Here is a 14,219-nt window from a genome sequence, read left to right on the forward strand (position 1 = left end):
CGGCTTTCACGCCCGGATTCTTCCGAGGGTGATATCGCGAGGGCATGTCTGAGTGAATTGAAAGAATGTGGGATATGTCAGCACGCAAGTCACAGCCCGACTCCTTTGGAGATGCCCTGAGGCAAGCGCGTCAATGGATGTCTCGACTGTCTCATAGGGGAAAAACAGCCATGCGCACCGTCGGCCCGTTCGGCGTGACGCTCGAATCGCACGCCCCCGAAGCCGGCGAGGTCCACGCGCATACGCACGGTGGAAGCAAGGCAGGCAACCCCGTTCCCGGCGAGCAGGCCATCATCGCGCAATTCGCCGACCATGCCGTCCGTCTCGGACCGCTGGTCAAACGACGCATGTTCGACTTTGCCGAAGTGCCGGGCAAACTGACCCTCGGCTGGGCGCAGCTGCCCAGCGCGAACTATCAGGGCAACGTGTTCTCCCTCGGCCTGTTCGCCGACCGCGATCATTTCGCGCAGATCGCCGTGGCCGACAGCAAGGGCCGCGTGTTCGTCGGCAACGAGATCGGCATGGACATGCAAGGCCTCGAACCGCGATTCATCTTCTCCAAGGAACGCCCGGACTACGGCGGCATCGTGGGACGTGACGTCACCGGACGCATGACCTGGCTGGCCGCATGGTCGCGCAGCGCCGGCCGATACAAGCTCGAACAGATGCGCCGCAAACTGCCCGACTCCATGCGCGAAGGGCTCGAATACCGCGACGCCATCGCCATCGCGTTCTTCGCCGCCTACATGCTGCCGCAGATGAGTAACATCCTGATCGGCTTCGGCGCAGGCAACATCTTCCGCCGACTCAACCGCGAAGCGCCGATCGGCGCGATCCGCCGTTCCGTACGCGACATGCTGGAAGCCCGCGCCCACGACATGCGCGTCTCCGGGCTGGAAGACCATTTCGCCGAACTCATGCGCGAAGCCGGTGCGCTCGACGAAGTGCCGGGGCTCGAAGCCACGCACGGCGCCGAACCGCTGCACCTGTACACGTCCAGCTACTCGGGCGCCTACTTCTTCAACTGGGATTCCTCGCTCGCCCTCGCCCCGGCGCTGCGCGCGCTCGACATCGAAGGCAACCTCAACCGTTTCGCCATGGTCAGCTCGTGGCTGGAACACAACTCCCGCCTCGGCCTGGAACCCACCGAGGAGACGGTGACGCGCGAACAGGCCGCCGCCATCGACATGAACCTGCTGAAGAACCCGGCGCTGCTCGCGTTGGGCGTCGATCATGCGCCGGAACCGGGCCGCAGCTCCATGCGGAGCCTGTTCGACGCCGCCCGCGAAGCCGCGAAGAACACCGGCGAACCCGCGAACTCCGAATGGGTGTACCGCCAGACCATGTCACTGCTGGTGCGCAGCATCAGACTGCCGTACCGTTTCGACGTGGCATTGCGATCCAACCTCGAGGAGGGCCGCGTCGCCGTCGGCTTCACCACGGCCGGCGTATCGATGATGCCCGCCACCCGCTACGACGAGCGGGCCGGGCGATGGGTCACCCTGAGCGACGACGAACGCGCGGCGTTGAGCGCCGACTACAATCTGCGCGTCGGCCTGATGCTCGCCATGCTGAGCTTCGGCGCATGCGACGATGTACGCGAAGTCTCGCTGCATGTCGATTCGCTGGGGCTTGAGGAGGCGCTCGCCGAACAGGACACCGCCATCGAGGCAATGATGAGCGAAGCGTTGAGCGCGTTCGAACGCATGCACACCGGCGACATGGGGCCCGCGGGCAGCAAGGCCGAACCTAAGGACGGCGACCTGCACGGCGATCCCACACGCACCGCCGCCCGAACCATCACCGAAATGGACGCCGACATCTTCATGCCGGACGCGCATCACGATGATGACGGCGCAAGCGACGCCGGTGACGCCGGAGCGTCCATCGAACAGCAGTTCGAGAACCTGGTGCGCGACATCGACATCGACGAAACCACATTCTTCGACCCCGGCACGCAACCCACGGGCTTCACGAACGACGATGACGAGGACGGCAAGCGGGACGATCCGATGAACGTGCTCAGGCGCAATCCCACGGTCCGCACGCTGGCGACCGTCCGGTTCACCCGCGACGAATTCCTCGCGCGCGTCATGCAGGACGGGCTCGAACACCCGCAGGAAACCTACCGCATGTTCAACGCGACGCTCGACGTCGACGAAAACGGCGGATTGAAGCAGATCGTCCCCGACTTCGATTTGCGCGACCGTGCCTTCGCGCCCGCCGGATCCCAGGAGGAACCGGAGATGGCCGATCACGAGTTCGCGCCGGAAGCCGCCCGCGTGCTGGGCGCACGCAACGCGTTCGGCCTGTCCATCCAGCGTGTGGACGTGATGCAGCGTGCCGACAGCGAATTCCACCGCCTCGCATCGGACACCACGACGCCGTCCGTCGTCAAGGCGCAGCAGGTCGTGCAGCTCATCAACGAGATCTCCGATCCGGAGCTCAGCGAGCAATCCTCGGCCATCGCCGGTGCGCTGATCGACGAACGCGACACCCCGGCCATCACGCTCAACCTCGCCACCGAAATCGACAAGGCACGCTCCCACGTGCATGACCTGCTGTTCTCCGGCCAGGTCGATCAGGCGTGCGAATTCGCCGAAGACACGCTCAAACACATGGATGCCCTGTACGCAAAGGGCGACGGCGTGCCGAGATACTTCAACTCCTACGCGGAGCGCGTGGTCTACAACCGGCTGTTCGCCACGCCGGGGGAGCGCACCGTGCTCATCCCGGACAACCTGTTCTACATGCACATGGAAATGGCCGACATGTACGCGCAGATCAAGGGCAGTGAGGAGGCGCGGCCGCATCTGAACGCGATGGTGGCGTACGCGCCGTCCTACCCGCTGGCCCACCTCAAGCTCGCGGTGCAATTGGCGCGCGACGAGGACTGGGATTCGGCGCGAGCCGCATGCCTGAACGCGCTGCTGGTGGCGCTCGACCGCGACGATGCCGCGTTCGCCTACTACCGCTTGGCCTACGCCGAATGGATGCAGGACCGGTTCGACACGGCCGCCGCCGCGTACATCATGAGCAACCACATCGCCCCCGGCCGGGTCATGACCCTCGAGGACGAGCTGCGCGAACTCGTGTCGCGTGCCGACTCGCAGTGCATTCCGGTGCCGGAGAACGTCCAGGAGGCCGCCATGGTGCTCAACCGCCGTGGACTGCCCGTCTGGCCGAACACCGAAGCCGCGGACATCGTGCGCCGGGCTGCGCGCATCACCGTGGACGAGGGGCTGTTCGTGCCCGCCCGCACGCTGTCCGTCGCGGCGGCGCGCATGAACGACACGGATTCGAACGGCATCGACGTGGTGCAGGCGCAGTTCATCCGTTCGCTCAGCGAATAGCTGTCGCAGCCGCGCGGCGGGACGCAACGCTTGAGCCTGTTGTCCGTCGGTCAGTCGGTTCGTCGGGTCCGCTCGTCCTTGTCGGCCTGTCGATTCGCTCGGGAGCCGCGTCACCGCGACAATATGACGCCGCCGCGGCGCGGCTAGGCGATAGAATCGGGGACTATGAGCAACGAGAGCGAACAGCTGGCATGGGATTTCGACGATCTGCAGGATGAGCCCGCGGTCGGAAACGCGAACGAGAACGGCGGCAACGGCACGGAAACGAACGGCGATGCGGATGGCAACGCCGCCATCGACCCCGTGCCAGACGCCGGCATCATCCGATTCCCCGCAGGCTCCGAACAATGGGTATCGGCCCTGCAATCCACCGACGAGGACGCGCTGCGACTGAACCATCTCGACGTTTCCGGCATGGAAGCCGACACCGCGGCGCGACTGTGGGCGAAGATCGCGGCATGGGTGGAATCCGATCAGATCGCCTACTACATCGACGACGCGCCGGTCAGCTCCGACGCCGCCTACGACGCGCGACTGCGCTGCCTGCAACGGCTCGAATCGGCGTTCCCCACGCTCGACAACCCGCAGTCGCCCACGCATCGCGTCGGCGGCACCTTCTCCAACGACTTCGTATCCGTCCGCCATCCCTCCCGCATGATGAGCCTCGACGACGTGTTCTCCATCGAGGAACTGCGCGGCTGGTACGACGGCGTGCGGCGCAGCCTTGACTGGCCGGAAGGCAAGCCGCTGCCGATGAGCTGTGAAGTCAAGATCGACGGTCTGGCGTTGAACCTCATCTACCGTCACGGCGTGCTCGAACAGGGCCTGACACGCGGCGACGGCGTCACCGGCGAAGACATCACGCTCAACGTGCGCACCATCGGCACCATCCCGGCCAATCTCGCCGGACCAGCCGAAGACATCCCCGACTTCGTGGAGATCCGCGGTGAAGTGTTCATGCGATGGGACGATTTCCGCACCCTCAACGACGAGCAGGAGGACGCCGGGCGCGAACCGTTCGCCAACCCGCGCAACGCCGCCGCCGGATCGTTGAGGCAGAAGGATCCGCGCATCACCGCCACCCGCCGCCTGAGCTTCTACGCGCACGGTATCGGGCGCCTCGAATGGGGACCGGGGCACACCGGCCACGACGAGATCAACGACCAGTCCGAAGCCTACGCGCTGTACACCAAGTGGGGCGTGCCGGTTTCGCCACACAATCGAACCGTCACCTCGTTCAACGAAGTGCTCGACATGATCGACTATTACGGTGAGCATCGCGGCGACATCGAGCATGCGCTGGACGGCATCGTGGTGAAAGTGGACGATCTGGCGTTGCAGCGTTCGCTGGGCGCCACCTCCCGCGCACCCCGCTGGGCGACCGCCTACAAGTACCCGCCCGAGGAAGTCAACACCGAACTGCTCGACATCACCGTGCAGGTGGGGCGCACCGGGCGCGTGACCCCGGTGGCCGTGCTCAAACCCGTGCACGTGGCCGGATCCACCGTGGCCCGCACCACGCTGCACAACCCGTTCGAAGTGAAACGCAAAGGCATCCTGATCGGCGACATCGTGGTGGTGCGCAAGGCCGGCGACGTGATCCCCGAACTCGTGGGGCCGGTGCTGGAACGCCGCAAGGGGCGCGAAGCGGAACTGCGCGAATTCGTGATGCCCGAACACTGCCCGAGCTGCGGAGCGAAACTCGCGCCCGCCAAGGAAGGTGACAAGGACATCCGTTGCCCGAACGTGGAAAGCTGCCCCGCACAGCTGACCGAACGCGTGATCTCCCTAGGCATGCGCAAGGCGTTCGACATCGAGCATCTGGGTGACCAGTCGGCCATCGCGTTGACGAACCCGGAGGAGAACAGGCCGGATTCGGTGGCGACGTTCGCGCCGAACATCACGGAGATCCTGATCGCGCCCGGCGAGGACCCGGACGAGTACGAGCCGGTCGAAGGGCTGGAACTGCCGCCCGTGCAGACGCCGGTGCTGACCTCCGAGGCGGGGATCTTCGACCTGACCGCCGCCGATCTCAAAGATGTGCGCGTTTGGCGCGAGGCGCCGATCATCGAGGTGCGCGAAATCATGGGCGATAACGGGCGCAAACGCAAGGTGCGCAAGCGGCTCGGCGGCTCCGGCCTATGGCATCAGGTGCCGGCGTTCTGGACGACCGCCGCGCCCGCGCCCAAGGTGCGCAGGAGGAGCGGTGATGGCGGTGATGGCTCTGGTGCGGCCGGTGGCTCTGGTGCGGCAGAACGCTACCCGGGCTTCAACGTGCCCGCTGACGCCGTGGTGGTGCGCGAGGAGACGAAAACCTCCCGTTCCGGCGAAACCACGGTGACGCCGATCATCATCAAACCCGCCGAGAACACGCGCAAAATGCTTGAGGAGATCGAAAAAGCCAAGCAGGCCGATCTGTGGCGCGTGCTCGTGGCGCTGTCCATCCGCAGGCTCGGACCGCCCACCGCGCGTCTGATCGCCTCGGCCATGGGGTCGTTGGACGCGATCAGCAAGGCGAGCGTGGACGACTTGACGCAGATCGACGGTGTCGGTCCGGAAATCGCCGAATCGGTGGTGCACTGGTTCGCGGCTTCGCGTGAACCGGGGGATTGGCGCGGTCAGACCCTAGCGGCATGGCGTGCGGCTGGAGTGGGTGTCGGCGAGGCGCGGAAGAGTGATATGCCGCAGACCCTGGCGGGCAAGACCGTGGTGGTGACCGGGTCGCTGGAGGAGTTCTCCCGCGATTCCGCCAAGGAGGCGATTCTGGAACGTGGCGGCAAGGCGGCCGGTTCGGTAAGCAGGAAAACCGATTACGTGGTGGTCGGCGCGAACGCCGGTTCCAAGGCCGCTAGGGCCGAGGAGCTCGGCATCCCGATGCTTGACGAGGCACAGTTCGAGCTGCTGCTTGCCGGCGAATACGGTGCGGACGCGGCCGAGGGCGCAATCGAAGAGGAAACCGAAGAAGAACTCGACTGATTCGAGCGAAAACCGGCAGATGAATGTTGATTCGGTCGTTTTCAGCCCCGGAAACGACCGAATCAACAGGCGATTAGCGGGAAGCGTCCGAATCGGCACCCAACTGCTGGTGGATTCCTGCTCAGCCTTTGGGAGTGCGGCTATTCTATGGAATATGAACGATCGTCAAGATTTCCGCATCCGCGTGGCACTGGTGGACAACGATGCCTTTACCTTGGACATGCTGAAGATGGCCATCCCTCGCAGGAACCCACGGTTCGACGTGTGCTGGTCCGCGCGTAAAGGCACTGATGCCATTGATTGGGCTTTGGAACCTGTTACTATGCCGGATATCTTATTGACTGACATGAGCCTTGAAGATATTAGCGGCGTAAGTGTGTGCAGGGAAATACGTCGAAGAACCGAGCAGGTTCCGTTGCTTGCTATCACGGCATTCTCGATTGACCGCTATGCAAACCGTGCCGCTGAAGCTGGTGCTCAGGGCATTATTCCTAAAGTCAATCTCAATGAACTTGTTGACTCGATTGATGTGATAGTCAAGCACGGCACATTGGGTATGTGCGGGAACATCGATTTTGTGGATGCGAAGACCGCGCATCAACGACTTGCGGAATCCGATATGTGCCCGATTCAACGCCTATCGCCCACGGAGCAGCAGATTCTGACGCTTTTGGCGCAAGGCATGGAACCTCGTGATATTGCCGATATGCTGTCCATTGGTATCGGCACCGTGAAGACGCATATTATCCGGTTGCGCAAGAAACTGAATGCGCGTAGTACCAAGGAAGCAATGGCGATGTGGTGGAACAATGAACGATGGAATTCGAGAGGTTCTCACGGGGCTGAGGCAATGGTGCAGTGCGCGAATCCCATATATCCTCATAGCCGCTGCGCTCTATGCTTTGACTTTTTCGAATATCGCACTTGTGCTTCCGCTTGATATGGTCCAGATTATCTATGCGGCAATTGCCATAGTATGTATTGCCGGAATAATCGTCATGCCCTTACCAGCATCGTTCGGTTTAGGAATTGTCTCTATCATAGGTACGTTGCTGCCTATGACAGTGACGGTGCCGAACCCTTTGCTGACTTTATTCGCGGTACTTGGAATATTGGGGTATTCGTCCCGCCTGTGGATATGCCTGTTGATGCTCGCAGTTGAATCGGTGGGAGTCGTCATTATTCAGGTTGCATGGCATTATGACACGGGCATGGATATGTATGGTGTGATCAATTCTCTGGCTATGCTCGGCTGTGCTTTTTGTTGGATATGCCCTGCGTTGGAGGAAGCAGGTTGATCTGAATCGCATCGATAAGATGAGGCTGGAGCATCTGCAAATGAGGAATAGGATCGCCGCTGACATTCATGACTCCACAACAGCGAATCTGACTAAAATATCGCAGATTGCACAGCATAATATTCATACTGGTGGTTGTGAAAACCATGCTTGGTCTGATGTCAATCGTCTCGCTGTCTCAACCTTGCGGGATATATATAAGGTCATAGGTCTGCTCAGCAATGAGGATTCCAAGCAGATTATGCCATCGCATGGCACATTCATGGAGCACTTGGAAGATGTTACGGATACGGAAGATGCATTGCTGCAGAACTTAGGCTTTAGAGGGAAAACGGAAATATCCGGAGTTGCCGAAGGCATATTGGTGCAGCAGGAAGATGTTCTGCTGTCGTTGATGAGGGAGATATATCGCAATATTCAACGGCACGGTAATCCAAACGGAACATACAAGGTCGTTATCACGATAGGCAACGGTAGATTGCTTATCGCGCAATCCAATGAGATTCATCCAGTGAACGATTGGCATATTCCTCATGGCAGGGGATCCGACTGCACAACAAACAAATAGAGCTGCTGGGTGGGAAGATGCAATGCTGGAAGAAGAGCAGACAATGGCATCTGACGGTATGCGTTCCGCTGGTTAGCGAGTCGGAATCCTAAGCTCGTGAGATGCTAATGATGGCACAGCCATGGCATGAATGAACAGGCCACATTGAGTCCGATATTCCCGGAATCGGCGGATAGCGGTTGCTCGATTGTTGCGCAAACCAGGCAAATGGATAGCGTGACTGCAAGTACGGTATTGATTGTATGTTGTAGAGGCATGGCACAGCTCCGTTCTTGATATTGACGACAGCAACAATGATATAAAGACCAGTCACGATACATAGTTCGTGTATTCCTCTGGAATACATGGGCGGGCGGTTTCTGTTGTGGGGAGCTTATACTGGCGGCGCTTCCGCTCCGGAAGCCACCTAATGGTGTGTTCGTCGGAGGAGACTCTGCTATGAGCAATAAGGGTATTGATGTCGATTCCATTGTGGGGGATGATTTTTCGGATCTCTCGCCTGAGGATATGGCCTTGCTGACCGGGCGTGGCAGCAACGATGCGGCCCCGCAGTCACTGTCCATTGCGGTTTCTGTTGACGTCACTGTTTCCGTTGCGATGTCTGTTGCATCGTATTTCCATGTTTCCGGAACGTGCAAGAAGCATTAACCGACGACTGGTGAGACTTGGGTGTCGCGGCATTGATATGCCGCAACACCCTTTCTATGGGGGTGTGCATGAAAGCGCTGCTGTACAGGGATTTGCAGTTGTATAAGAAACCGAAGTATGCGAGTGTCTGGCCAATAGTTGCTCTTACGGCGATAATCATGGAAATCTGGCTTGGGGGGATGTATGAGGCCGGAGGGGACGACGTGATGACTATAACCGCGAAGCAAGCGATGGTTGGGAGTGTACTGTGTGCAATGTTTTTCGAGTCAATATATGTAAATGCCAATCTTTTAGTTGAAGATAAGCATGTCGGTATCATCAAGATCCTGCATCAATCGGGGCGTGGCATGAATTATTATTTACTGGAGAAAATAATGCTCGCCCTGCCTCCCAATCTGTTGTTCGCGTTCGTATACATTGCTGTCGGAATATATATGAAGCTTTTTTATCTGTCTGAGGTAATGTACCTATTGCCTACAATAGGCATAGCCTTTATGACATCGCTCACGGAATTATCGGTTGCCAATATGCTGGTCTTTCGATTAAAGGATGGGACTGATCGAAATGTGGTATTTTTGGGACTAATCATTTGCGGATTGATTTGTATAGGTGTGGCATTTGTTCCCCTATTTGGGTTTCCGGTGTGGCTGAGTGCTGCCATATTGATTGGCGTTGGTTTTGTGGCTTATCTATATACGTTTGTCACATATAAAACCGAATATGTGAAGACGATATCTGTTTTTGCCTAGTGCTGTATGGTGTTGGTGATTGTATGATTGCGTTGCTGTATCGTGATTGCTTGAAGGCAAGAAAGTTTGGATTTGTCGCACTCGAGATATTGGGAATTTGCGTGACACTGGCAGTGGAAAGCACAATGTATGGTACATTGCAGCCAGTAATGGACGTGTTTCTCTCTTTCGTTTTGCCTGGGTTGTTGGTGACGATTTCTGTTTTTAAGTTGTCGTCTTTGGTTTATGGAGATCATATTTGCGATATAATAAGTTCGATTCATAGAGCGGGATATGGTATTTATGGATATCTTGTTGAGCGGTATGTGTTTTCTTTTTTTGGTTGTAGTGCCAATATATGCCGCTGATTTTATTTTTGGAGTATTGAAACATTGTTTTCATGATTATTCCATGGCAATGGCTGATGTGGTTTCTTTTGTTGTTGTTTCTTTCTTGGCTTTATCTGTGATCATGGTATGTGCCATCAATTGTTCTGTCGAAGCAGATTCCCAGACATTGTTGCAACTTCTGATACTTCTGGTATCGAGTGGCGCAATGGCCTTGCTGATGCTTTTGCAATATGCTCTCATACCGTTTTATGTATTCTGCATAGCTGCTGTTTTGGTGACACTATGCGTAAATATGATTATCGCGAGAAGAGAAAAAACAATATACTGCAAGACGCTTCTCATGCTGAGTAAATAATGTAATTCATTGAAGGGGATATGCTGTGGATATTGTAAAAAGTATGTATGCGGATACCATCGAAGAACGTTATTCGTTGATTGATGACGATGGCGCTTCCGGTGATGATTCGTTTGTCGATTCTGTTATCAGTCAATGGATGTCGCGAAATTGCGCGTTGCGCCCCTATGATTTTGCCAGCATGCTTGAGCTTCGTGGTTATGATAAGAAATAATATGCGAAATGCATTGATGGAGAGTCGTTTTTAAAGGGAAACAAGGACAATCTTTCTTCATGGTATTCTGATTTTGAAAAGATATTCGCCTTCTTTTCAAAGATCTGCGTATCCTTCCCTCTGACGGTACAGCGCAGGAATTCTCGACCGGCGTTGACCGGCAGGAGCTCCTTGGAATCGATGATTCGGGGAGATTGAAAACAATGATTGAGCATTGCGATTACCTGATTCTCGGTTCGCCAACATATGGGCATAACGTGTCGGGTGACATGAAGATCGTAATGGATAGATTATGCTACTGGTCTCATTTGTTCTATCTGAGCGGCAAGCCGGGGATGCCCCTCGTAAGCGCCAGCACGAACGGATATCTCAAAGTTGGCGATATGCTGGAGCGTCTCATGGATTCTCTGGGCATTGTCCGAGATCCGACTGCATACAACACATATGGCATGCCTTTTGAAAACAATGAGGCACAGGGCGCGGCTCGGCATATTCTTGCTGCGCTTACGTCGCACGAGGCTTCCATGCCTAATGGTCATCAAGAGGAATTGTTTCGTTCTTATAAACGGTCGTATATCCGCCGGGATGAACAAAACGCCGAATATCGGTATTGGGAAAAGCACCGCATGTTCGATTGTGACAGCTTGGCGGAGTACTTTGCGTCATTACCACAGGTGGAGCACTGAAAGGAATACACATGAACACAACGGATATTATCAAAGTAAACGACTTGACCTTTGGGTACAAGCGTAAGCAGGCGGTGCTCGAACATATCACCTTTGCAGTCCCCAAGGGACAGTCATTGGCTATTTTGGGCTATAACGGTGTTGGGAAAACCACGTTGTTCGATCTCATAGTTGGATTACGGCGGCCCTGGTCGGGGTACGCTGCCATTAACAAAGCGTTTGTTCCCTCAATGAGAGACGTGTTCCAAATGACCGAACAGGGCGGCCTTATCGACACGATGACCGTGCGAGAGAATTTCAAGTTCCGCAAGATGCTATTCAAGCCAAAGGATGACGATAAGACCTTTTTGAAGCCTTGGAGAAGAATCCATTAGTTCGGGCATTCGAATTGAACGACCAGCTGGACAAAAAGGTCTCTGACCTAAGCTCAGGATTGCGCAAACGAGTGGGAATAGTGGCCGGCATGATGTTCGACCCGCATGTCATCATGCTCGACGAACCCACGAATGCCATTGATCCGCTGACACGTGATCTGTTGATTGAGTATATGGGAAGGCTGCGTGCCGATAACCGTACGATACTTACGATCACCCATGACCTGCATTATTGCTGGAACGTCTCTGATCGTATTATCGTGCTTGATCACAAGCATATTGCCCTGGATGCGATGCTCTCCGATTTCAACTCGTTCGATGAATTCTCAAAGGCCGCGATGCTCGGCAAAGAACATGAGCATGTTGGTTTTGGCTTGTAAGTTAAGAGGAGGCTTTGTATGGCAGGGCATTTGCGTATCCCTCTCGTCGAACAGGGGGAGCACAGCGAATGTGGCTTGGCTGCATGTGCCATGATACTCAAGGCGTATGGGCGCGATTCCGGATTGGAGGATTTGCGTAATGCGTATGGTGTTCCTCGTGGCGGGCTAAGCATCAAAAATATAGTGACCATTCTGAATGATTACGGGGTGACGAACAGGGCCGTTGCAGTACGGAATATCGATGGATTCAAAAAACTGGATTCGCCGTCCATCCTGCTATGGAATCATCATCACTTCATAGTCTTGAGCCATTACGCATTCGGCCGTTTCTATATTATTGATCCGGCGAGTGGGCGTTCATCCGTGCGAGAAGAGGATTTTCGTAGGCACTGTTCCTCGGCGGCTGTGCTTACCGAGCGTGCGGGAGAGAAAAGATCCATTCGCGGGGCATGGCGCGACTCGAATTGCATGGGAGTGATTAAGGACTTCCTTGTTTCTTCCCCGGTTTTCGTGTTGAGTGCCATAGTATTGTCGCTTGCAATACAAAGCTTGGGATTGATTCCTCCAACAGGAATGGGATTTATCGTCAATCGTCGGCAGCTGTGCACCAGCGAGGGGTTTCTGCTGGCCGCGTTCGCGATGATGCTTGTTTCTTTTGCGCTGTATTACCTGATTTCCATGCTCAATGGATTGGCGAACGCTCGATTAAGGATAGGGTTTGGGAACTTTCTATTCCGCAAATATATGCGGGGAGTGTTTGAACGAGAGTTTGCCTTTTTCGTAAACCGAACAAGTGGCGATATGATCTACCGGGCGAATCTAGTGGCTGTCGTTGAACAAATGCTGGCTACCGGAATGATTGGATCGCTGGTGTCCTTCGTGTTTCTTGCCGTGTATCTGGTGATGATGATCAACTACTCACCGCAGCTCACAATGGTGACATTGGCGATTTGCTTTGTTATTCTCATGGTCTCGACGATATATGCTGCGAAATCCAAAAAGCTGGTTGATAAGGAGACCGCTGCGCAATCCGCAGTGCAACAGTCCTTGTGATGGATGAGCCGACCAGTGCGCTGGATAATGTTACGGAAAACAAGATAATGAGAGCCCTTATGCGTGCGCCATACGCGTGTGTGGTGGTGGCGCACAGGCTAAGCTCGATACGCATGTTTGATGAGATATATGTGATGGATGATGGGCATATTGTTGAACATGGGTCGCATGAGAGCTTAATGGCCGAGGGGAAGTTGTACGCAAAGTTATATCGTCAGCATTAGTACTGAATACGCTGGCTGTGATGATTTTTTGCTCTGCTGTTTTCTCTATTCGGCTGTCCATTCGGACGAAATCGGGCCCGAAAACGTCCGAATCGACACCCAACCAGCGGAAAGCGTCTGAATCGACACCCATCTGCTGCACGGTCGGTTGTTTCAGGCGAATGTAGGGACAGGCTAATCAGTCGTCCGTGTCGCGCCCTGCAGCACCGGCGCTGTAAAACGCCTATTGCACAGCACCGGCAGCGTCTGTCGAGCCTTATCCAACGTATCCCGGTCGAAATCCGCGAACACGACGTCGTCGCTTTCTGACTGTGCCATCATATGCGCCATCGGGTCAACGGCCATGCTGTGCCCGATGTTATGCGCGCTGTGTTCGCTGCATGCCATCAAGTAGCATGTGTTCTCCAACGCACGTGCCTTGCATAGCGTGGTCCAATGGTCCACCTTGTCCGCTCCACGCGCCCAGGCTGCCGAGACGACCAACACGTCCGCGCCGGCAATGGCATGCGCCCGTGCCAGTTCGGGGAACCGCAGATCGTAGCAGGTCATCACGCCGAACCGCCAGCCGTCGATGGTGATAAGCGGCGGAACCTCGTTGCCCGTCTCGATCACGTCGGATTCGCGCTCGCCGAACGCGTCGTACAGGTGGATTTTACGGTAGGCGAGGCGGATCTCGCCATTGCCGATAACAAGAAATACGTTGCTTGGTTTGGGCGCTGTCGGATCAATTACGTGCACGGTTCCCATCAGCGTGACGCCGGTCTGCGCACTGATCGCTCGCAGTGCCGCGACGAACGGTCCGTCGATTGGTTGTGCGTGATGTGCCGGGTAATACGGGTCGGTTGCGTCCCGTGCGATGATGCCCTCAGGTAGCAGCAGCACGCGTGCGCCGTTGGCTGAGGCCTGCATGGCATAGGTGCGGATGGTCTCGATATTGCGATCCGGTTCACGATCGACCGCAAACTGTGCGATGGCGACTCTCATACTCGGCATTCTCGCACTGTTGCGTTAC

At 56.4% G+C, this 14,219-nt stretch carries 14 protein-coding genes; 13 read left to right on the forward strand and 1 reads right to left on the reverse strand.

Annotation, left to right across the window (positions count from 1 at the left end; translation table 11 throughout):
- The first annotated feature begins 170 nt into the window (after positions 1–170).
- The 13 genes from BUB29_RS03030 to BUB29_RS09650 all read left to right on the forward strand — a co-directional run bounded on the left by BUB29_RS03030 (position 171) and on the right by BUB29_RS09650 (position 12,983).
- A complete protein-coding gene (locus BUB29_RS03030) occupies positions 171–3,353 on the forward strand; it encodes a tetratricopeptide repeat protein (protein ID WP_234356068.1) in 3,183 nt (1,060 codons plus the stop codon).
- A gap of 165 nt (positions 3,354–3,518) precedes the next feature.
- Complete coding sequence (gene ligA / locus BUB29_RS03035) at positions 3,519–6,329, forward strand: NAD-dependent DNA ligase LigA (protein WP_033521889.1); 2,811 nt, start codon at positions 3,519–3,521, stop codon at positions 6,327–6,329.
- A 154-nt stretch (positions 6,330–6,483) separates the two neighbouring features.
- Complete coding sequence (locus BUB29_RS03040; RefSeq protein WP_051914829.1) at positions 6,484–7,269, forward strand: response regulator; 786 nt, start codon at positions 6,484–6,486, stop codon at positions 7,267–7,269.
- A gap of 1 nt (position 7,270) precedes the next feature.
- On the forward strand, positions 7,271–7,627 hold the full coding sequence (locus tag BUB29_RS03045) for a hypothetical protein (RefSeq protein WP_033521887.1): 357 nt from the start codon (positions 7,271–7,273) through the stop codon (positions 7,625–7,627).
- Between the two features lie 19 nt (positions 7,628–7,646).
- Positions 7,647–8,195: a sensor histidine kinase gene (locus BUB29_RS03050; RefSeq protein WP_033521885.1), complete on the forward strand. Its 549-nt coding sequence runs from the start codon at positions 7,647–7,649 to the stop codon at positions 8,193–8,195.
- Positions 8,196–8,633: 438 nt separating this feature from the next.
- Complete coding sequence (locus BUB29_RS03055) at positions 8,634–8,843, forward strand: lichenicidin A2 family type 2 lantibiotic (RefSeq protein ID WP_033521883.1); 210 nt, start codon at positions 8,634–8,636, stop codon at positions 8,841–8,843.
- Between the two features lie 68 nt (positions 8,844–8,911).
- Complete coding sequence (locus tag BUB29_RS03060) at positions 8,912–9,592, forward strand: hypothetical protein (RefSeq protein WP_033521881.1); 681 nt, start codon at positions 8,912–8,914, stop codon at positions 9,590–9,592.
- Between the two features lie 273 nt (positions 9,593–9,865).
- Positions 9,866–10,276: a hypothetical protein gene (locus BUB29_RS03065; protein ID WP_073117576.1), complete on the forward strand. Its 411-nt coding sequence runs from the start codon at positions 9,866–9,868 to the stop codon at positions 10,274–10,276.
- Between the two features lie 25 nt (positions 10,277–10,301).
- Positions 10,302–10,490 (forward strand): hypothetical protein, encoded by a 189-nt coding sequence (locus BUB29_RS09645; protein ID WP_143155133.1) that lies wholly within the window; start codon positions 10,302–10,304, stop codon positions 10,488–10,490.
- Between the two features lie 194 nt (positions 10,491–10,684).
- Positions 10,685–11,176 (forward strand): flavodoxin family protein, encoded by a 492-nt coding sequence (locus BUB29_RS03070; protein ID WP_267895167.1) that lies wholly within the window; start codon positions 10,685–10,687, stop codon positions 11,174–11,176.
- An 11-nt stretch (positions 11,177–11,187) separates the two neighbouring features.
- Positions 11,188–11,550: an ATP-binding cassette domain-containing protein gene (locus BUB29_RS10220; protein ID WP_267895168.1), complete on the forward strand. Its 363-nt coding sequence runs from the start codon at positions 11,188–11,190 to the stop codon at positions 11,548–11,550.
- On the forward strand, positions 11,532–11,930 hold the full coding sequence (locus BUB29_RS10225) for an ATP-binding cassette domain-containing protein (protein ID WP_268751044.1): 399 nt from the start codon (positions 11,532–11,534) through the stop codon (positions 11,928–11,930). Before BUB29_RS10220 ends, BUB29_RS10225 begins: the two co-directional genes overlap by 19 nt.
- Positions 11,931–11,948: 18 nt before the next feature.
- Entirely contained in the window at positions 11,949–12,983 is a 1,035-nt protein-coding gene (locus BUB29_RS09650; protein ID WP_052109165.1) for a cysteine peptidase family C39 domain-containing protein, read from the forward strand.
- A 398-nt stretch (positions 12,984–13,381) separates the two neighbouring features.
- Here the strand turns inward: BUB29_RS09650 and BUB29_RS03090 are convergent, their stop codons facing one another.
- Entirely contained in the window at positions 13,382–14,191 is an 810-nt protein-coding gene (locus tag BUB29_RS03090; RefSeq protein WP_033521876.1) for a carbon-nitrogen hydrolase family protein, read from the reverse strand.
- Positions 14,192–14,219: the final 28 nt, after the last annotated feature.

The sequence above is a fragment of the Bifidobacterium merycicum DSM 6492 genome, assembly GCF_900129045.1.
Taxonomy (GTDB): domain Bacteria; phylum Actinomycetota; class Actinomycetes; order Actinomycetales; family Bifidobacteriaceae; genus Bifidobacterium; species Bifidobacterium merycicum.